17 protein-coding genes are annotated in these 21,228 nt (G+C 41.2%); 7 read left to right on the top strand and 10 right to left on the bottom strand.

The window, feature by feature from the left end:
• Positions 1 to 13: 13 nt before the first annotated feature.
• From QM810_RS08680 to QM810_RS08660, 5 genes are all read left to right on the top strand, one after another.
• Entirely contained in the window at positions 14 to 439 is a 426-nt protein-coding gene (locus QM810_RS08680; protein ID WP_414254578.1) for a hypothetical protein, read from the top strand.
• 172 nt (positions 440 to 611) lie between these two features.
• Entirely contained in the window at positions 612 to 938 is a 327-nt protein-coding gene (locus tag QM810_RS08675) for a PadR family transcriptional regulator (RefSeq protein WP_049526196.1), read from the top strand.
• Positions 925 to 1,518, top strand: a complete 594-nt coding sequence (locus tag QM810_RS08670) for a DUF1700 domain-containing protein (RefSeq protein ID WP_301393385.1) — start codon at positions 925 to 927, stop codon at positions 1,516 to 1,518. Before QM810_RS08675 ends, QM810_RS08670 begins: the two co-directional genes overlap by 14 nt.
• Positions 1,511 to 2,419 (top strand): DUF4097 family beta strand repeat-containing protein, encoded by a 909-nt coding sequence (locus QM810_RS08665; RefSeq protein ID WP_414254577.1) that lies wholly within the window; start codon positions 1,511 to 1,513, stop codon positions 2,417 to 2,419. Before QM810_RS08670 ends, QM810_RS08665 begins: the two co-directional genes overlap by 8 nt.
• Positions 2,420 to 2,503: 84 nt before the next feature.
• Positions 2,504 to 3,487, top strand: a complete 984-nt coding sequence (locus tag QM810_RS08660; protein ID WP_414254576.1) for a DUF6574 domain-containing protein — start codon at positions 2,504 to 2,506, stop codon at positions 3,485 to 3,487.
• Positions 3,488 to 3,591: 104 nt separating this feature from the next.
• Here QM810_RS08660 and QM810_RS08655 read toward each other — a convergent pair whose 3' ends face one another.
• The 10 genes from QM810_RS08655 to QM810_RS08610 form a co-directional block, all read right to left on the bottom strand.
• Positions 3,592 to 4,452, bottom strand: coding sequence for a DUF4299 family protein (locus tag QM810_RS08655; RefSeq protein ID WP_414254575.1), 861 nt, complete (start codon positions 4,450 to 4,452; stop codon positions 3,592 to 3,594).
• A gap of 121 nt (positions 4,453 to 4,573) precedes the next feature.
• Positions 4,574 to 5,560 carry a rhodanese-related sulfurtransferase gene (locus QM810_RS08650; RefSeq protein WP_414254574.1) on the bottom strand — a complete coding sequence of 329 codons (987 nt, stop codon included), beginning with the start codon at positions 5,558 to 5,560 and terminating at the stop codon, positions 4,574 to 4,576.
• A gap of 128 nt (positions 5,561 to 5,688) precedes the next feature.
• Positions 5,689 to 6,378: a lysostaphin resistance A-like protein gene (locus tag QM810_RS08645; RefSeq protein ID WP_414254573.1), complete on the bottom strand. Its 690-nt coding sequence runs from the start codon at positions 6,376 to 6,378 to the stop codon at positions 5,689 to 5,691.
• A gap of 158 nt (positions 6,379 to 6,536) precedes the next feature.
• Positions 6,537 to 8,021, bottom strand: coding sequence for an ABC transporter substrate-binding protein (locus QM810_RS08640; protein ID WP_414254572.1), 1,485 nt, complete (start codon positions 8,019 to 8,021; stop codon positions 6,537 to 6,539).
• 106 nt (positions 8,022 to 8,127) lie between these two features.
• Positions 8,128 to 9,048: a carbohydrate ABC transporter permease gene (locus QM810_RS08635; RefSeq protein WP_025170531.1), complete on the bottom strand. Its 921-nt coding sequence runs from the start codon at positions 9,046 to 9,048 to the stop codon at positions 8,128 to 8,130.
• A 13-nt stretch (positions 9,049 to 9,061) separates the two neighbouring features.
• On the bottom strand, positions 9,062 to 9,991 hold the full coding sequence (locus QM810_RS08630; protein WP_178895598.1) for an ABC transporter permease: 930 nt from the start codon (positions 9,989 to 9,991) through the stop codon (positions 9,062 to 9,064).
• 202 nt (positions 9,992 to 10,193) lie between these two features.
• Positions 10,194 to 12,074 carry a beta-N-acetylhexosaminidase gene (locus QM810_RS08625; RefSeq protein WP_178895599.1) on the bottom strand — a complete coding sequence of 627 codons (1,881 nt, stop codon included), beginning with the start codon at positions 12,072 to 12,074 and terminating at the stop codon, positions 10,194 to 10,196.
• On the bottom strand, positions 12,068 to 12,937 hold the full coding sequence (locus QM810_RS08620; protein ID WP_414254571.1) for an ROK family protein: 870 nt from the start codon (positions 12,935 to 12,937) through the stop codon (positions 12,068 to 12,070). Before QM810_RS08620 ends, QM810_RS08625 begins: the two co-directional genes overlap by 7 nt.
• A gap of 86 nt (positions 12,938 to 13,023) precedes the next feature.
• Positions 13,024 to 15,669 (bottom strand): alpha-mannosidase, encoded by a 2,646-nt coding sequence (locus tag QM810_RS08615; protein ID WP_414254570.1) that lies wholly within the window; start codon positions 15,667 to 15,669, stop codon positions 13,024 to 13,026.
• A 77-nt stretch (positions 15,670 to 15,746) separates the two neighbouring features.
• Positions 15,747 to 17,027 carry a glycoside hydrolase family 125 protein gene (locus QM810_RS08610; RefSeq protein ID WP_414254569.1) on the bottom strand — a complete coding sequence of 427 codons (1,281 nt, stop codon included), beginning with the start codon at positions 17,025 to 17,027 and terminating at the stop codon, positions 15,747 to 15,749.
• Positions 17,028 to 17,197: 170 nt separating this feature from the next.
• Here QM810_RS08610 and QM810_RS08605 point away from each other — a divergent pair, with 170 nt between their 5' ends.
• On the top strand, positions 17,198 to 19,282 hold the full coding sequence (locus tag QM810_RS08605; protein WP_414254568.1) for a GH92 family glycosyl hydrolase: 2,085 nt from the start codon (positions 17,198 to 17,200) through the stop codon (positions 19,280 to 19,282).
• Positions 19,283 to 19,709: 427 nt separating this feature from the next.
• On the top strand, positions 19,710 to 21,158 hold the full coding sequence (locus tag QM810_RS08600; protein ID WP_414254567.1) for an APC family permease: 1,449 nt from the start codon (positions 19,710 to 19,712) through the stop codon (positions 21,156 to 21,158).
• The last annotated feature ends 70 nt before the right edge of the window (positions 21,159 to 21,228 follow it).

Here is a 21,228-nt window from a genome sequence, read left to right as displayed (position 1 = left end):
AACGGAGATTATCATGACTAACTTTATACAAACTATCACAGTCGAAAATCGGCAGGTCGACAAAGAAAATTACTTTACAATTGGCTACTCTCCTGAGATAGAAAAATCTTTACTGTGTGTTTATATTTCTTGGATTGCTGGTTATGAACGCTATTACCAGTTAGATGATGGAGATTTGGCTCTCTTTGAAAGCAAACGAGAAGCATTTCTCAAAAAATATGAAAAAGAAATCAAGGCTTATCGGACTGAAAGATTGATTGGTTCTGGGGCTCTGAGGGATTACAATTTTAGTTCTTTGCCTGAGAATATCCTAAAAAACTTGGATAGCTATCCTCCATTTAACGGATATGTCTATCAAAACGGCATCCTCTGTGCTAGAATCAAGATTGAAGACAAGTATTTTTATCTTCCGCCCATTTATGATGAGGATTACAGATAAGCATTGCCTCAAAGTAATGCAAAACAGCCTCCAATCTTCTAGTTTTTACTAGGAGATTTTTATATATAAAAATTTTACACATATTACTTGACAGGGCTTTCATTTAGATGTATGATGTATGTGTAGAATAATTATATATAAAATTTTTACATACTAAAAAAGGAGGTGCCCCATGTATTTTCCAACATCATCGGCCTTGATTGAATTTCTCATCTTGGCCATTCTAGAACAAGGGGATTCCTATGGTTATGAAATTAGCCAAACCATTAAACTCATCGCCAAAATCAAGGAATCTACTCTCTACCCCATCTTGAAAAAACTGGAGACCAACCGCTATCTGACTACATACTCTCGCGAATACCAAGGTCGGATGCGCAAATACTACTCCTTGACAGAAATTGGAGAGGAGCAACTATTTGTCCTTCGAGAAGAATGGACACTCTACACTGACACTATCAACGGCATCATAGAAGGGAGCATTCGCCATGACAAGAACTGAATATTTGAATCAGCTTGAAGCCTATCTGATGAAGCTTCCTCAAGCTGATCGCATCGAAGCCATGGATTACTTCAAAGAACTCTTTGATGATGCTGGTCCAGAAGGTGAGGAGGACCTTATCGCTAGCCTGGGAAGTCCAAAAGAAGCTGCCCATGATGTCCTGACTACACTTCTTGATAAAAAAATCAACGAAGAAAATTCCAATAAGAACAACCGTCAGGTTTTACAAATCGCAATCATCGCACTTCTGGCTGCACCTATCGGGATTCCAGTCGGGATTGGTCTTCTCATGGCTATCATCGGGATTTTTATCGCTGCTGTCAGCGTACTTATGGCCTTCTTTGCTGTATCAGTGGCTGGACTAATCCTAGGAGGCGTTCTCCTATTTGAAAGCTTCTACGTTCTGGCTGAATCGACATCTGCTTTTGTGCTGATTTTTGGAGGAGGTTTATTAGCGATTGGGGCTTCGTCTCTAGTCTTACTAGCAACTTCTTATGTGACCCGTTTCTTTGGATTACTAGTCCTTCGACTTATCCAATGGATTCTTAATAGAGGAAAGAGAGGTGAAAGACATGCGTAAATGGACAAAAGGATTTCTTATCTTTGGTGTTGTTACTAGTATCATTGGTTTTTCCATGATGATCATCGGCATCCAAACAGATGGTGTCAGAAGCCTCCTTGCAATGTCTCAAAAACCAGTATTTGAAAGCCGTAAGGAAGAACTTGTATTTGACCAAGACATTGAAAATCTAAACATCTCTCTAAAAGAACATTCGCTCGTTATCACTGAATCAAGCGATGACAAGATTCACATCCAGTATCATCCAACCTTCTCTGAAAAAGAAAATCTTCAAAATTCTATCAAAGAAAAAACTCTTGATATTTCAGACACCGAGTCAACTAAGCGTCGCTCTATAGGTTCTAGTATTGAGGGTATCCTATTTATCGCAAGCAGAGTCTCAAGCCGCAATGATGAAGTCGTGCTCTCATTACCAAGAGGAAAAGAATTAAAAAATCTAACCACCCAGATCGAACATGGAGATCTTTCGATCACTAATGCAAAACTTAGTAATGCCAAGATTCAGTCAAATGGCTATCTTCGTATCACTAGTAGCGACATCAAAAATAGCCAATTAACCACAGCTGGAATCGTCAATGTATTTGAAACAAATCTAACAGATAGTCTCATCAAAGCAGAGCATGAACATATCATGGCAGACGATATCCAAGTACATGGTAGGGTGGAATTTGAGGCCAAAACAACTATCTCGCTCGAGTTATCCCAAAAGGAACTTGACCGAATCAATGTAGATTTTTCTACTGAACATGGTGAAATCTATCGTTGGCACCGAGACGGACATGACAGTCCTAGGGGAGGTAGTAAAGGTGAAACTTTAGCTAACCCATACAAAACAGAAAAAAAAGATACGCAAGATCTCCTCGTCGCAAAAGCGAATCAACGTATCTATTTCCCAAAATGAGATCGCTTGCTTTCTTATAGAAATCATGAATAAAAACAACTAGTAGTTACTACTCAAAAATTAATCAAAAAAGGGAGGTCTATTATGACTCAAGAATGGTTTGAAAGTGCTGATTTCGAAAAAACAGCCAACAATGATAAAAAAGATAGCCCATCCGACTCAGTTCTCCTTGAAGAAGATTCAGAGGCAGGAGAAGAGGCGCCAGTAGTTGAGGAAAATCCTCAAGCCAATCCTGAAAATCAGGAAACTGACCTAGAAAAAGTAGAGGCTGAAGAAGAAGAAGAAACTGAAGAAGCTGAAGAAGAACTGGTAACAAAGACAGACAAGTCAGAAGAACCTGTTAAAGAAGTTTCTCAGACAAGCAAACCTTTAACCAGCAAATCTTTGGAAAGCCCATTTTTACCAGACCCTACACCTACAAAAACTGCAATCTTCAAAGAAGAATTGGCTGATTTTTGGACTTGGCTACTAGGTGCTCTTAAAGAGCCAACAGCAAGCATTGATACAGATAAAAAACATAGTTATAACGCCTTTGCGCTCCTAACTATCTTTTCTGCCACAAGTTTCCTCTTTACAGTTTATCACGCCAAGCAAGCCTACTACGGCCATATGGCAGCCATCGACTCTAAAGCTCTCCAACATTTCCCTTCACTAAATCTCTTTTCTATCTTCTCAATTTTGGTAGCTACAAGTCTCTTCTTCTTTTCTATCCTCATGGGCGGATTCGTAGTCAAACGCTTTGTCGACCAAGACCGTAACTGGACACTGGAAAAAGCCTTGCAAGAGTATAGCAGACTCTTCGCCCTTCCTATCCTGCTCACGGGTATTGCGAGTTTCTTTGCCTTCTTTAATAGTCTACGTTTTGCAGCTCTACTTTGCCTCATTAGCATTGGTCTGGTACTTCTTGCCAACCTCTACATCATCTCAAAATCTAGTAAAGATAGTCAAAGCGACCCCTTCTATCGCCTTCTCTTGGCCTTCCTAGTCAACGGAAGCATCCTATTTCTCTTTTTCCTAGCAGAAATGGCACTGGTTTTTGATTATCTCCGAATTCTAGCCTTTATGTAATATAAAATCCTGTCAGCTCTTGACAGGATTTTTTGTACACAAAAAGCAGACCAAACGATCTGCCTTTTCACATTATTTAAAACCAATATCTTTCATTTATGCCTCTAGTTACCTTTTACTAAGTTCTCAAAATCTTTCCCTAAAACAGGGCCTACTTCTACTTGGTTAGCATCTAAGTCCTGATAAAGTTCTTTTGGCAAAGCTTCTAAAAACGCTTGATAATCCAGTCTAGCTACTGCTTCATAGTCTTCTGGTTTTGAACCATCTCCAGAGATTTTCACTAGGTCAATCTCCCATACAAGCTCCTTGCCTACTAACTGTTCAACGTAAGGTGCTGGAATCACAGGTTCTTTTGGTAAGATAGTTTTTACTCCCTGAGCTAGGTGGTAGATACCATGAACCTTACCTTCTCCATCTGGATAAAATTTTGCGCTGGCAGGGTAAGCATCTGAACCTTGAACCTTCTTGACTAACTCTTCAAAACGTGTCAATCCATCTTCTTCTAGGAAACTCTCTAAATCCTTCTTATCAAAGTAAACAGGTGAAAGAATCCCTTGGCAGAAGGCCATACGAGCAGCCTTATCCGCTAGATAGCTCTTGACAGTTTCTTGGAAATAGTTTTCCAAGTCAAAGTCTGCCAAGCCTTCAACTGCTTCACCAACCTTGCTAGACAAAGCCCGCAAGAGCCCTTCTACAATCTCCCAATCAGCTCTTGTAATCAAGTCAGGAATGATGACTTGATAGCCTTTTTGAGCATCTAGATATCGAACTTTAAAGAGAAATTGAGACTTACCTACGATTCCACACTCGATATACTCAAGGCGATTGAGAGGTTGACGGAGGTAGACAGCATCATAACTATGCGACTCTAGGCCTTCTACTAAGCCTAAAATTGATTTGGCCGTAAGAATCTCCTGTTGTCCTAAAATACTTTGTTTATTTGGAATAAAAAATGTCTTCACCATAATGGTCTCCTTTGAAATCGTTTACATATAGTATACACCATTTTCCTGAAAGATGCAGAAACAAATTTAAGATTTTTTGGTCAAAAGCATAGAAAAACAGTCCCTAAGGACTGTCTGACTTTTATACAACTTCAGAATGATCCAAGTTCTCACCAATCGCTGCTAAACGCTCGATGACTTGGTCTTGCGTCAATTCATGTTCTAAAACATAGCGATTACGTGGGTGAACACGGCACTCGTGCGAGCAGCCACGGAGATATTTATCTTCGTTGTCTTCTGATGCCAAGATACGGCGGTTACAGAATGGATTTCCACAGTTGACATATCGTTCACATGGTGTTCCATCAAACCAATCTTTCCCTACAATGGTTGGATTGACATGGTTGACATCGACTGCAATACGTTCATCAAAGACATACATTTTCCCATCCCAAAGTTCCCCTTGAACTTCTGGATCTTTCCCATAAGTCGCAATTCCTCCATGCAATTGACCGACATCTTTGTAGCCTTCACGGACCATCCAACCTGAGAATTTCTCACAGCGGACGCCACCTGTACAGTATACTACGACACGTTTATCCATGAATTTTTCCTTGTTATCACGAACCCATTGTGGCAATTCACGGAAGTTGCGGATGTCTGGACGGATAGCCCCACGGAAGTGTCCAAGGTCGTACTCATAGTCATTACGAGTATCAAGGACCACTGTATCTTCATCTAAGAGGGCTTCTTTAAATTCTTTTGGTGACAAGTAAGCACCTGTTGTTTCAAGAGGATTGATGTCGTTATCAAAGTTATCATCCTCTAAACCAAGGTGGACGATTTCCTTTTTGTAGCGAACAAACATCTTCTTGAAAGCTTGCTCTTCTTCTTCATCAATCTTGAACCAGAGGTCTTCCATCCCTGGAAGGCTGTGAACGTAGTCCATGTATTTTTGCGTTGTTTCGTAGTCACCAGAAACAGTTCCGTTGATCCCTTCGTCAGCCACTAGGATACGGCCCTTGAGGCCAATAGACTTACAGAAAGCCAAGTGGTCAGCCGCAAATTGTTCTGCGTTTTCGATTGGAACATATTTATAGTAAAGTAAAACACGAATAGGTTTTGCCATAAGATTCTCTTTTCTAAGATTAAATTATCAGAATTTTTCATTCAACTATACCAGTATACTCCCTCAAGAAAGCGAACGCAATTTATTTGACCGAAAATTGAAAACAAGACCTGAAAACAGGTCTTGTTTTAGCTGAATATTCGATGAAGAAATGTTAACAAAAATGGTAAGGTTGCGACAATATTATTGATAACATGAACGATATAACCAGGATAGATACTCTTGGTATAGCGAGTTAGACCCGCATAAAAGATTCCAAATGTCGCAAAAACAAGAATATCTAGTACACTGGGAAAACTTGTAAAGTGAGGAAGAGCAAATAAAACCGAAGGAAGAATCAGGTCAAGCCCAAATTTCGAATCTTTAAAGAAGGCATGTTGGAGCAATCCTCTATAAATCAACTCTTCCATCAGAGGCCCTAGGAAAAATAAGGTCAAGTAGAGTCCCAACTCGGCAAAATTTGTCTCACTATAACCGATCAACACGGCCCAACCTTCATAGGTAGACTGAACATGTCTAGCCGTTTGGAAATTAAACGTTATATGAAGCACAGCTACGAGAATCGTCAAAACTGTATACCAAAGCCATTTTTTCTTTGGAATAACAAAAAGATATCCATGACCTGTCTTGACTAATATCCATACCATCAGTCCGATGAAGACTAGACTGACAAGATTTCGAATCCAGAAAAAATTGCCAATTTGAGAAGAAAATTGCCAGTAGTTTTGGATTATAAGTGTTAGCTGAGAAAGTCCATATACGAAAAATAAGTAGGATAAGATTGCACTAGTTTTGAAAATAAGATGGTATTTTTTCATATACTTATTACCAACGATGCTTGTAAGGCAAATGCCTGGGTTCAAAATACAGATAATTATATGTATTTATTCTAAAAAGAATCACCACCCCGTCTGGAAAAATCCAGACAAGGCAGTGATCGCATCTTTTAGGAATGAATACACGAAATCAATCTATCTTAAGATTTTTTGTTTTTCAAGAATTCGTCGTATTGTTTTTGCATTTCATCCAATACTTTTTGGTAAGCACCTTCAGATTTAAGTTTTTCCATCAATTCTGGAATAGCTTTTTCTGGGTCTACAGTACCAGTGTTGATAGCTGTATCGAATTGTTGCATAGTGTTAGTGATAGCTGAGATTTCAGATTTCACGTTGTCAGTGTTGAAGATGAATCCAAGCGCTGGAGATTCTTTTGCAGTTTCCAAGTCTTTCTTAGATTGTGCAATTTGCTCATCTGTTACGTTTTCGTTGATGTAAAGGATCCAGTTGTTACCAGTGTTCCATCCTGACATGTGAGTGTTTCCTTTGTATCCATCAAGGACTTTAACACGGTTTTCTTTACCTGCAACTTTTTCCCAGTTCTTGCCTTCTGGACCGTAAACAAGACCGTTCAAGAGTTCTGGGTTAGTGTTCAAGAGGTTCAACACTTCCATTGCTTTTTCTTTGTTCTTAGAGTTGTTTGAGATTACAAAGTTAGCAACTTGAGTTGTTTGGTTTTTCTTGATGAAGTTAGTAAATGGTTTGATTTGGATGTCTCTGTTAGCAACACGAGAAAGCAAGCTGCTACCGTAGTCAGCTGGTCCTACTGTTTCTTCACGAACAAGCCAAGTATCTTGAGTAAGGTCATATGAAGTTTCGCTTGTTGCTACGTCTTTTGGAATGTATCCTGCTTCATAGTATTTGTGAAGAGTCTTCAAGTGTTCTACGAAACGAGGAACTTCGTAACGGTTTACGATCTTAGTAGTGTCGCCTTCAAGGTCGATGACGAATGGAAGACCATTTGCAACTGGGTAGTCAAAGTTTTCTGATGGGATAAAGTTTTTACCAACAGCGAATGGCATTACATCTGGAGCTTTTTCTTTGATTTGTTTCAATACTGGTTCAAGTGTTTCGTATGAAGTTACACCTGAGATATCGATTCCATATTTTTCAAGAAGTGGGCCGTTGAAAGCAAAGTTTTGTGAAGATGCAACGTTGGCTGCAACTGGAACTGCATAGATTTTACCGTTTACAGTGTTACCTTTGATGTAAGCTGGGTCAAGTGCTTTGTAAAGGTCAGCTCCTTCTTTCTTGTACAATTCTGTCAAGTCAGCATAAGCACCTTTTTGAGCATTTACAACGTAGTTATCTGCGAATGCGATATCATAGTTTTCACCTGATGAAGTGATAACTGACATTTTCTTGCTGTAGTCACCCCAACCAAGGTATTGGATATCTAATTTAGCACCAACTTTTTCTCCGATGATTTTGTTTGCATTTTCTAGCAACTCATCCAAGTTATCTGGTTTGTCACCGATTTGGTACATTTTGATAACAGTTTTGTCACCTGAAGCTGAGTCAGCAGCTTTTTGGTTGTTACCTTTAAGGTTTCCACAAGCAGCGAGGCTAGCAGCTAAAGCTACAAGGCTAGCAGATGCAAAAGCATATTTTTTCCAGTTTTTCATGATAAAAACTCCTTTTTTTATTTTTAAATTTAAAACAATTTTAGTGATCTACTTTTCAACATAGAAAAGTTAGATAGGGTAGAGAAAGCTTGTTTCTCAGCGTCTCTTATTCTTTAACACCACCGATAGTTAAACCTTTTACAAAGTAGCGTTGGAAGAAAGGATAGAGAATCGCAATTGGAACAGTCGCAACTACGACCATGGCCATACGACCTGTTTCTTTTGGTAGGGCAACTGCAAGTTGTCCTGACATCCCAACTGACTTAGCAATGTAATCCATGTTGTTTTGAATTTGCATGAGCAAATATTGCAATGGATATAAGTTGTCACTCTTGATGTAAAGAAGGGCATTGAACCAGTCGTTCCAGAATCCAAGTGCTGTCAAAAGTGTGATAGTCGCAATCCCTGGAAGAGAGAGTGGTAAACAGATTTGGAAGAAGATCCGCGCCTCGCTAGCACCATCGATACGAGCTGATTCGAGGATTGCTTCTGGAATGGTTTTCTTGAAGAAAGACCGCATCAACATGATGTTGAATGGTGATAGAAGCATCGGAACAATCAAGGCCCAAATAGTATCACCCAAGTGAAGTAGCTGAGTTACCACGATATAGCCTGGTACCAAACCAGCATTGAACAACATACTAAGAAGAGCGAAGATTGTAAAGAATTTGCGATACTTAAATGTTGAACGTGAGATGGCATAAGCGTATGTTGTTGTGATGAATACGTTTGTCAATGTACCGACAACTGTCACAAAGGCTGAGATAAAGAGCGCTTGTAAAATTTTGTCTTTAAACTGAGCCAAGAATTGGAATCCATCTACACCAAACTTAGAAGGGAAGAAACTATATCCATATTGAACAATACTTTTTTCGTCTGTAACTGAAATAATGATTACGAAGATGAAAGGCAAGATACAAGAGAAGGCCAGCAAACCAGATATGATACTAAAGAAAATATCTGCCTTTTTGCTGAAGGAGTGTATGCCAACATTATCAATTTTTTCTTTTTGAATTTTTTTTGCCATATGCTCCTCCTTTCTAGAATAGTGCTGAGTTAGGATCAACACGTCTTGCAAGTAAGTTTGATAGGATAACGAGAATCAAACCGACGACTGACTGGTAGAGACCGGCTGCTGAAGCCATACCGATATCTGCTGTCTGAGTCAATCCGTTAAAGACATAGACGTCCAATACATTTGTTACACTATAGAGCTGACCTGCGTTGTGAGGGATTTGGTAGAAGAGACCGAAGTCTGCACGGAAGATATTTCCGACTGCAAGGATGGTCAATACTGTCACAAGCGGTGTCAACTGAGGGATGGTTACGTTACGGATACGTTGCCATTTGCTAGCACCGTCCACTGTCGCTGCTTCGTAGTAAGTTGGGTCAATACCCATGATAGTTGCGTAGTACATCACACTACTATATCCAAAGCCTTTCCAGATACCTAGGAAAAGGAGAAGGTAAGGCCAAATACTTACATCAGCGTAGAAGTTAATACCCTTCATTCCAAGAGCTTCTAAGGTGTGGTTGATAAGCCCTTTATCGATGTTTAGGAAAGCATCTGTAAAGAAACTGATGATAACCCAAGATAGGAAGTAAGGGAACAACATAGATGTTTGGTAGATTTTAACCATTTGCTTAGAGCGAAGTTCACTAAGGATAATGGCGATACCAACTGACACAATTAAACCGATAAAGATAAATCCAAGGTTGTAAAGTACAGTGTTTCGAGTGATGACAAAGGCATCCTTGGAACTAAACAAGAATTTAAAGTTATCTAGTCCGACCCATTTACTATTTATAATACTGTGGACGAATCCTTCACCAGTCATATGGTAGTCTTTGAAGGCAACCACATTCCCAAAAACTGGAATGTAGAAGAATAAAATCAACCAAATTGTTCCTGGTAGAACCATTAAGAGAAAAATCCAATTATCTCTTAAAGTTTTTGAAAACTTGTTCATAATTTCCTCCCTTTTTATTTTCTAAAACTTCATAATCTCACATTTTTAAATTTGATAACGTTTACAAAAATAGTATACTCTTATTTTTAGGACAGTTTAAACTACAAATTATAGAAAAAACTCCACAAATTATTTTATGTGGAGAGCTTTTTTATATAAGAAGGATGTTTCACGAGAAACTTTCTTCCTGAATAGAGTTTTCCTAGGTTGTATAAATGGTCGAAGCTGTCGCAATAGTATGCCACTGGTTAGCCGTTGTGGCTGCGAAGTCCTGATCCCCGTAGAAATCGTTGAATGGCAAGATCTCTACTTCTAGTTCGTCGATACGAGAGATTTCGCCTGCTAGATAGTTTTCAATGCGACTTTCTGCGCGCTTGATCCGTTGCAAGAGCCCACCCATACGAATGTCTACTGTATCCAAGCCAAAGACCTTGTTTTCTTTCAACCATTGTTGACTAAAGAGAGCATGGAAGATTTCAATCTGGCTTCTGAGTTTTGGCAATTCTCCTCTAGCTATTCCTTGCAAACTGTCTTTATCATCAGCTTGATAAACTTGACGGATACGTCGCCCCACATCCACTTTACTACTTAAAATGGCATTCAACTGTGCCTGAGTTTCGAAAAGATAAGCGTAAATGCCTGCTTTTTCTTTGATAGTAGTAAGAGTCTCAGCTGCTTGGGCAAAGTGTGGCTTGTCCTGTTCAGGTGTCATGTGCTTGTCAAGAATTGGGCAGAGAACATCCTGATAAAAGACATAACGGTTAGGGTTAATCCCACTGAGATTATCTGGTAGATCTGGCAAGAGGTTAGCAAGGTCAAGTTGCATGAAGTCTTCAACCGATAAACCTGTATTGGTCTTGAAATGAGCTGACAAACGGTCTAAATCATTGCGGTAGCTGAGTTCTGCCCAGATTTGCAAGCTTGGAAAGATAGAGAACTGGGCTGTTTCCCCACCATTGTCCCCCCAACCCGTCACGATGACTTCCTTGATCTGATTAGCACGACAGGCTTTATTAGCTTCAAGAGCGATAAGACGACTGAAATGGTTGTGTGGTGTAAAGCCAATCCACTTCCAGGCACCACCTGCAAAAGCGATATCCTGGCTAATCTTGTGGTGATTACGGAAGTTACGGTTGTATTTTTCTTCGCTATCCTGATAATAATCCCAGTAAACCAAGGTCACACGGTCTTTGAGACGATCAAGATAAACGCGCGTTTCCTCTGGAATTTCCACATCACGGTCATACTGCCCATCTGCTGACATAAGCTTGAAGAACATATCGCTCCACATCTGGCAGTGGAAACCATACTTGTCTGCAATATCCAGCACGCGCTCCAAGTGTTGGCACATGAGGAGACTCCGATCAACCACACCGTTCAGGATAAGGTAACGTCCCAAACCAACTAGGTGAGCTTCGTCCATTCCGATATTGACCTTGCGAGTTTGTAGTTTAGATAACGTCGCAAACATACCGTCAATCAGGTCGTAGACTTTTTCTTCACCGATGAGAAGAATGTCTTCTACATCGCGGAGTTGCTGGACTTCTTTGACACCCCATTTGACAAAGGCTGATAAGTGGGCCAGGGTTTGGATACATGGGACAAAGGTCATGTCAAACTGCTGAGCGTATGCTTCGATTTCCTGTAATTCCTCAGCTGAATAAGCCCCACGGAAATAACCAAAGTAAGGTTGTCCTTCAATTTGATAAGTGTCTTCCATGTAGAGCTCAAAGGTTGAATAACCCATCAGAGCTAAGACTTCAATCATCTGCTTGGCAGATGCGACATTGAGCACGGCATTGCGCGAACAGTCAGCCATGTAGGCTAAATCTTCATAAGCTGCTTGTTCTTCAATCTCTACCTTATCACCTTCTTCTAAAGCTGTTGCTAGCACAGACAAGGCACGATAGAGTTGATGAGGTTTTCGATAGGTCAATTGATAGTGGCCACCCTCACCCTTGATAGAGATGGAGGCCTGATCAGACTGAGCGACTGCCACCTCTACATCTGGTAGAGAAATGTGATTTTTTAATACTTCGATAGATTGGGCTTGTTTGGGACTAAGTCCTGTAAAACTTACCATTGGTTTTCCTCCTGTAACCAGTTGACAAGGGCACCGTAGAGATTGGCATCTGCGTGATAGGTGCAAGCTTGGATGACTGGAGCGATTGTATATTCTTCATATCTTTCCACAAAGGTATCTACTGCTTTTTGCACACCTTTGATAAAATCTGGGTTTTGACTGATAGAGCCACCTAGGCTAATCACATCTGGATCAATGAGATACTGGATATTGAGCAGGCCTTGAGCAAGATTACGATTCATACGCTCAATGGCTTCCTGGCAAAGAGCATTGCCGGCTGCAGCTTCTTGGTAAATCTTACGGCCATCCCAGTCAGACTGACCTGATTTCTCAATCACATAACGAACCATGTTCCCCGTAGAAGCTAGTAACGACCAGTTATTGAGCTTTTCTGCAGGCTCGATGGTTGTCATGTAGCCAAACTCACCGCCCAAACCATGACGACCACGGTGTAGCTTCCCATTGATAATCATGGCTCCACCGATTCCTGTACCAATCACGACACAGGCTGCATTTTCAATCTCAGGATGCGCCAGCAATTCACTCAGCCCAACGCAGTTGGCATCATTTTCTAAATGAACAGGTAGTTTGTGATGAGCAAGGGCCTCATACCAAGAAAAACCATGGATGTAAGGAATGGCGCTAATTCCCTCAATCACTCCTGTTTCTTGGTTAACTGCACCTGGCACACTCATAGCAATCCCACGATAGTCTTGTTCTGACAAACGTTGGTCCAACCAAGCAAGCAACTCTTTTAGAGTCTCTGGCGTTGGTGTGCTGTTCTTATCTAAAATCTTTCCATCAGGAGTTAGACTAGCAAACTTAATCCCAGTCCCTCCGATATCAATCGTTGCAATGGTCATTGCTTTTACCTGTAAAAAGGAGCGAGAAAAGCAGTCGGTTCTTACTCTTTTCGCTCCTCCTTTCTTTTTATGTTATCTTTTTGAAATTAGATTTCTTCTTTTTTGATCAATTCTGTACGAATTTCTTGTGGCGCTAATAGTCCTGAATGAACTGGATATGGGCGTTCCAATAAGTCAAGAATGGTTTGTTGTTTGTCCGACACGCGAACATTTTCTTGGCTCATGTTGTAGTAACGAAGAACATAACCTTCTTCATTTTCAGCTACCTTAAAGGCTGTTGGGCAGACTTGTGGCAAGTTGAGGGCTGGATGGTTTAAGAGACTACCTGTTGCTGCAACACTACCCTCTTGTTTTAAAACTTGAAGAGCTGTAAATGGCACCTGGAATGCTTTGGCGCGACGGAAGGCTGAGAAACGTTCGCCTGCTTGATGGCATTCTACTGCAAACTCAACTTCGATATCGCGCAAACACTGGGCTTCTGGTGTTGGGAAGTAGCCCCAGTCACCTAGCTCCCCTGAAGCACGGAGAAGGGTTACAGCCATGGTGTCGTCTCCAAGGATTTCGTATTCGTGCAATCCTTTATTGGATACGGTCACGCCTTTTACATCATCATACAAGCTGACAAAGGCTTGTTGGTGTTGTGGATTTTCAGGATTTTCCCAAGAAGCTGCCGGTTTATTTGGTCTTGTCACAACTTCATAGATACTTTCAGAATCATTACTTGGGCGTGTGTTATGAGTTTTGACCAAGAGACGAATGCGGTGGTCTTTGGCTGTATTGGTAAAGCGAGTCTTGAAGCGAATCTGTGGATTGTCCACAAAGACAGTCATTTCTGTTTCAAGAGGAATGGTTGTCAACTCTTCTGAACGACCTGCATCTCGTTTCATGAACTCGATGATACCTCTTTGTTCAGCGTCCAATTTTTCATCTGCGCTAACTGGAATAGTCAAGTCGTGTTTGAGCAAAACCTTAGCATAGCGAGCATTGTTTTCCAGAACTTCATAACCTTTCAGTTGAGCAAAGATTGGCTCAGTTCCTTTTGGTTGGAAGTAAATGTACTCGTTACCAATATCTCCACGGTCCTCGAATTGGATGAAATCCTCGTAGGCTTCATTTGTAGTCTTGTCGTAGACTGTAACTCCTTGGTCTACACTCACAGTTACGAATGGTGTATCAATGACTCCATTTTGGTAAATACCATCACGGTGATCTACTTGACCTTCGACCAATTGGAAGCTTGCCCAAGAAAGCGGAGCAAGGTGGACTGGGATTGTCACGCGAACTTGGCGTGCAATATATGGTTGGCGGAATTTATCCTTAGGCAAGGTATAACCAAAACTTGCTCCCAAATCTTCAATCTTGGCTTCAAGGACATGGTCATCCAAATCTTCAACATGGTAATCTGGCAAGGTCACAGCTGCCATCTTCTTGTAACCTTCTGTTGGGTGCAATTCTTTGAAATCACAAGTCACAACATCCACTACAACACTGACTGTATCAACCTTGGCATGTAAAGTTGTATTGACAACGGTAAAGAGGTGATCACTTTGCGCTTCTTGAGTTGCTATTTTATGTTTCCACTCATTGAGAAGGTTGGTCTTGACAAAGTTTCCAACCTGATTGACCTTGGCAAAACGAGTTTCCATTTCACGGTGAACTTCGTCAATACTACAACCACAGATACTATCGTGCGGTGCATTTTGCAGAAGTACTTTCCAAGCATAGGTCAATTGATCTTTGTGGTTATGTCCACCAGTGATGATGGTCAAAGGTTCCACCACCTGCTCTAACAAGTTGCTATTTTCTTGGAAGGCTTGTTTGAGGTAAACGCGTGAAGAAGAAGTATTGGCAAGAGTATACCAACCATCCGTTTCCTGACTGGTCAACTCACCTGTGACCGTTGATAATTGTTCAGGAAGGGCACTTTCCAGTGCTTGGACATATTCGTCAAATGAGCTATGAATAAAGGTCACGTCAGGGAAAAGTTCGTTTGCCACACGAATGGCTTCACTCAAGTTCCGTTGAACTGGTTGGTGGTCACAGCCGTTCATCATCAACCATTGGTTAGTAGAAGCATAGTCACGAACGTCTGCCAATTTTTGTTTCCAGAAGGTCAAGGCTTCATCTTTATCAACTGGAATTTCGTTCCCGTTACTGTACCAGTTAGCAAAGAGAATACCGAGTACACGGCTACCATCAGCACCCTGCCAGTACATCTCAGAAAATTGAGAGGTAAACTGCTCATCTTCGAGGACTTGGTTGTCAAAGCCGATCGGTTTGACACCACGACCAAAGGCTGCGACGTGAATCCCTGATTTTTGAAGGATTTGAGGAGCCTGCCCCATATTTCCAAAGGTATCTGGGAAGTAACCAATTTGAGTAGATTTGCCCCATTTAGCACATTCAGCTTGGCCAATCAAGGTATTGCGGACATTGGCTTCACTTGAAATCAGGTAATCATCCTGCAAGATGTAGAATGGTCCAATCTTGAGCTTGCCTTCGTCGATATAACGCTGCACCTTGTCACGGTTTTCAGGACGAATTTCTAAATAGTCATCGAGGACGATGGTTTGTCCATCCAGGTGGAAACTCTTGAACTCAGGATCATTTTCAAAAAGATCAAACAGATTGTCAAAAAGTTCCACCAATTGCATCCGGTGACTTTCAAAAGGTAGATACCACTCACGATCCCAGTGACTGTGAGAAATAATATGTACAACAACATTTTCCATGAAGTGAAACCTCATTCTAACTTAAATTTAAAAATATATTTGTGATTCTGTACAAGAATCTATTGAGCTAAGGCTTATTAGCGAATATCTAGGTAATCCAAGACCAATTCGCAGAACATCATGTTGGCCCATGAGAACCATTCACGAGAGTAGAGAGTCGGATCGTCTACGTGGAAGCTTTCGTGCATGACACCTGTTCCACCATCGCAGGCAACGAGTTGATCTAGCAAATGTTTTTTCTCCGCCTTATCCGTCGTTGTCAATCCTTGGATAGATAGAGCAATCGGCCAGATATAGCGGTAGAAGGTATGTGAACTTCCGAGTCCACTAGCGTATTCTCCTTGGTAGAAGTATGGATTTTCAGGACTGAGAATGGTGCGACGAGTGGCTTGATACACTTCGTCATTGACATCACAGTAACCAAGATATGGAGCAGCCAACAAACTTGGCACGTTAGGATCGTCCATGATGCTAGCATTTCCTAGACCGTCTACCTCAAAGGCATAAATCTTTTCACCCTTACTATTTGTAATGTAGGCGTAATTTTCGATCCCTTCTTGAATCTCAGTTTGGAGGCGTTTGGCATCTGCAATGATACTCTCACTATCGGCTAGAGTCAATTCTGCAAAGATTTCTTGGACATAACCCAAGACAACCACTGCAAACATATTCGACGGAATCAAGTAGCTATACTGACAGCAGTCATCACTTGGACGGAAGGCTGACCAGGTCATTCCTGTCACGGCAAAGTCAGGACCAAATCCATCATTTACCAAGGTATCCTCCTTGCGATCAGTGTCACGAACGAAACGGTATGGTGAATTATTGTGATCTTGCTCCACCGTCCAAAGATGAAGGATTTCCTTGGCCGCTGTAACAAAAGTCTCATCAAACTGGCTAGTCTCACCAGTTTCCTTCCAAAGGAGATAAGCCAATTGCAAGGGATAGCAAAGCGAATCCACTTCATACTTACGTTCCCAAATCCAGCCATTGAGGTCTGTATGGTCTGTCTCGTGATGACCCTTCCAGTTCTCCTCAATATTGAAAGAGTTGGCATAGGGATCCTTGAGAATCAAAGTCATCTGGCGTTTAACCAAGCCAGCAATGGTCTGGCGCAAACGAGGGTCTCTTTTTGCCACATGAAGGTATGGTCTAAGCTGTGCAGTTGAATCACGGAGCCACATAGCTGGAATATCCCCGGTTAGCACAAAGGTCGAGCCGTCTTCTAAGATTTCAACTGTATTGTCTAAAGTGTCTGTGTAGCAACGTTCAAAGACATCCACCCATTCAGGATGATCCTTGGCACGCTCCGCTACTTGGTCCAACCATTCTCTGACGATTTCTTTAGAATAAACCATAAACTATTTTGCCTCTTTCAAACAGATTTTCATTTTCAGTATATAGCTTTTAGCCCAGAAAATATATACACAAATGATAGTCATTTTTCTACAAAATTGTTATATTTAAAACTCCTTTTCTAAAGGCTAAATTTTCTGATATAATGTAGAAAACGACTAAAGGATATTCTATGAAACCTATACTTGAAACCATTGATACGCGTTTTGGAACAGCCAGTAAACATGCATTTTCACGAGGAAACACCCTACCCTACACTGGAGTGCCTTTTGGGATGAATTACTTTGTTCCACAAACTAGTGATCAGGAAGGATCTTGGTTTTTTGATCCCCATCTTCCCATATTTCAGGGTGTTCGACTAACCCACCAGCCTAGTCCTTGGATTGGAGATTATTCTTGGTTACTACTGACTCCTGTTACAGGAGAAATCAGCGGTGACACGCTCTTCCATCGTCAGTCTTCCTATAACTTGGAGCGTGCCATTTTCAATCCCCATTATCTCAGAACTTTTTCTGAACGTTACCAGATTGAAACCCAGCTCACACCGACTTGCTATGGAGCCTCTATTCAACTAAGACAAACACAAGGAAAAGCCCTGTCCCTCTATCTTCACGCCGCAGATGAACTGACAGTAGAACAAGTGGATAAGAAAACTCTGGCCCTGAGGCAAGAAGGTGAAACTGAAACCAATAAAAACCCCCTCGTCATGTTCACTGTCCTCGCATTCTCTACGGATATTGAATCTATCAATCAAGAGGGGGAAGACTGGCGTATTGACTTGGCTGGAGCAGAAGCTCAAGTTCAACTGGCAACTTCCTTTATTTCCAAAGAGCAAGCCCTCTTTAATCTTCCTAAACAGAATTTTGAAGAGGCGAAAACAAACGCCAAAGAAAGTTGGGAAGACCTTCTGGGCCGTTTTGATGTCGTAGAAACCGGCTCAGTAGACCGAACATTTTTTGACCACTGCCTCTACAGGCTTTTCCTCTTCCCGCAAACATTTTATGAGGTGAATGAGCAGGGCGAGAATATTCATATGGGCCTTGCTTCAGGAACGATCAAGCCTGGTCTACTCTATACCAACAATGGTTTTTGGGATACCTTCCGCACTTCATTCCCACTCTTTGCCTTGATTATTCCGGAATACTATCACCAATTTCTTGAGGGTTTCCTTAATAGCTACCGCGACACTGGCTATCTCCCTAAGTGGCTTGCTCCTGACGAACGAGGCATTATGCCTGGCACCTTGATTGATGGCCTTATTGCTGATAGTGCTTGTAAAGGCATGGCGCCTGAGCTTGAGGATGAATTTCTCAAAGCTATGCTTGAAACTGCGACCAAGGCTGACCCAAAAGCTATCAACGGGCGACACGGCCTGGCCCAGTACCAAAAGCTAGGATACCTATCCACAGACTTCCATGAAAGTGTCAGTCACACACTGGACTATGCCTACAGTGATTTTTGCATCTCTACTTGTGCAGCAAAATTAGATCAAGAAGATCTAGCAAAAACCTATGCTCACTATTCTAAAAACTATCAGAATCTATTTGATCCTGAAACAGGATATATGAGGGCGCGTGATGTAGATGGCAATTTCCGTCCTGACTTTTCTCCTTATAGTTGGGGCCGTGACTACGCTGAGTGTTCAGCTATCCAAGCCAGTCTGGGTGTTTTACATGATATTTCTGGCCTTAGTCAACTTATGGGTGGAAAAGAAGCCTTTAGCAACTATCTCTTAAAAGCTTGTCAAAGTCTCCCTCTCTTTGAAACGACCGGCTATGGTTATGAAATCCATGAAATGAGCGAAATGGCAACAGCGCCATTTGGTCAACTAGCCATTTCAAACCAACCAAGTTTCCACATTCCTTACCTTTTCCGCTACAGTAATTATTCTCAATATACCAGTCTCTTAATCAAGACCCTTCGTCAAAAAGCCTTTCGATCTGGCTGGGATGCTTATCCAGGAGACGAGGATAACGGTAGTCTATCAGCTTGGTATGTCTGGTCTGCTCTTGGGCTTTACCCAACCTGTCCAGGAAAAGCAAACTATGACCTTGGAATTCCACTCTTTGACCACCTTCGTGTCTATCTTGCAGAAAAAGAGCAGTGGTTGGATATTCGTACTCAGCAAAATCATGAACATTTCCACTTTGTACAAGACTGTCGACTGGACGGGAAAGAAAAGCAAAGCATCAGCCATCAGGAATTGCTCAATGCTCAAACCCTTAACTTTACACTCGGCTGGTTACCGAAGCATTAATAACCAAACCCCTTTGTCGTACATAAAGGGGTTTTCTTATCCATATAAAATTATCCACAAACTGTGAATAACCTTCAACTTTTCTTCGGAAAATATTTTCAAGATTTTCCAAAACAAATCTCCAACCAAATTATATATGATTTGCAATAGAAATGCTGTTAGAACCCTTGTCCAATCAGGCTTTATCCCAGATTATCCTCTCTTATAATTCCTAAATTTCTTGTCTCCTTTACAAATGATAGCTATAAAATTATTTTTGATAGGCTAGTATCGAGTTATCCACAGGCTGTGGATAAGTTTTTCTCAACTAAGCAATCCTAGTCCCTATCTGTTAGCTAGCTTTTACTTTTTTTATAGTAAATTTTGAATTTTGTTAGGCGCTTTCAAAAAAACATGATAAACTGAAATTATCAGAAAAGGAGACATTATGAAAAAAGATCAACACCAACTTAATTGGCTGATGGTATCTCTGATTGTCTTCAACATGGTTTGGGGGCTAGGAAACGTCGTCAATAACTATTCTCAACAGGGAATTTCAGTCGTCGTATCTTGGGTTTTAATCCTCGCACTCTACTTTATCCCATATTCCCTCATTGTCGGACAACTAGGTTCTACCTTTAAGGAAAGCGGAAGCGGTGTTAGTGACTGGGTTGAAAAAACATCAACCAAACGTCTCGCCTACTTTGCCGCTTGGACCTACTGGGTTGTGCATATCCCTTACCTCGCACAAAAACCTCAAGGAATCCTGATTCCGCTTGGATGGGCCTTGCAAGGCAACGGTCAATTTCTAAAACAAATTGACTTCCACTGGATTGTTATTCTCTGCTTACTTATCTTTGGACTTTTCCTCTACCTTTCTACAAAAGGATTGGCGACTCTAAAAGTCATCGGTAGCTTGGCAGGAAGTGCTATGCTGATTATGTCTCTACTCTTTGTGCTTTTGGCTGTCGGTCTGCCTTTCATCAAACCAGACATCCAGTTTGCGACTCCGCACATGGATCAACTGAGCACCTATATTCCAAACTTTGATTTTTCTTATTTTACAACGATTTCACTACTAGTCTTTGCTGTTGGTGGTTGTGAAAAAATTTCCCCTTATGTGAATCAAACTCGCAATCCTGCAAAAGAATTTCCAAAAGGTATGATTGTCATGGCCATCATGGTAGGACTCTCTGCTATCCTTGGTTCAGTTGCCATGGGAATGCTATTTGATGGCAATAACATCCCTGAAGACCTCATGCGTAATGGTGCTTATCAAGCCTTCCAAATGTTAGGAAATTCTTGGGGAGTTGGAAACCTCTTTGTCGTAATCTACGCTCTTACAAACATGGTCGGACAAATTGCGGCACTTGCCTTCTCTATTGATGCACCACTGCAAATCCTTCTCAATAACGCTGATGAAAACTTTATCCCAAGTTGGCTTCGTAAACGTACTGAAAAAGGCGTCCTCATTAATGGTTATCTCCTTACAGGCGTCCTCGTTAGCCTTATCATCATCCTCCCAATTTTTGGTATTCAGGAAATTGATGGACTTGTAAAATGGATGACCAACCTCAATTCAATCGTAATGCCAATGCGTTACCTCTGGGTATTCCTTGCCTACATGATGCTTAACCGTGCTTGGAAGACATATAAAAATGCAGAATACAAGTTTGTGAATAATCCTAAACTTGGCTTTATTATCGGTACTTGGTGCTTCCTCTTTACTGCCTTTGCTTGTATCCTTGGTATGGTTCCAAAAATTAGCTATGCTGAGAATCCAACTGCTTGGCAATTCTCTCTTCTTACAAATATCTTGACCCCAATTATTCTGATTGGTTTGGGTGTTATTCTACCAATCCTTGCCAAAAAAGAACAACTGAAACAAAGCAAATAAATTCTACTATTAGCTAGATAGTTTCGCTTTTGTCTTTTCCTGAAAGAAAAATCCCCTTTGAACCATATTG

It is taken from the genome of Streptococcus infantis (assembly GCF_047464155.1).
GTDB lineage: Bacteria > Bacillota > Bacilli > Lactobacillales > Streptococcaceae > Streptococcus > Streptococcus infantis_U.
Note: the sequence above shows the minus strand (reverse complement) of the source record. Positions and strands in the feature narration are given on the sequence as shown.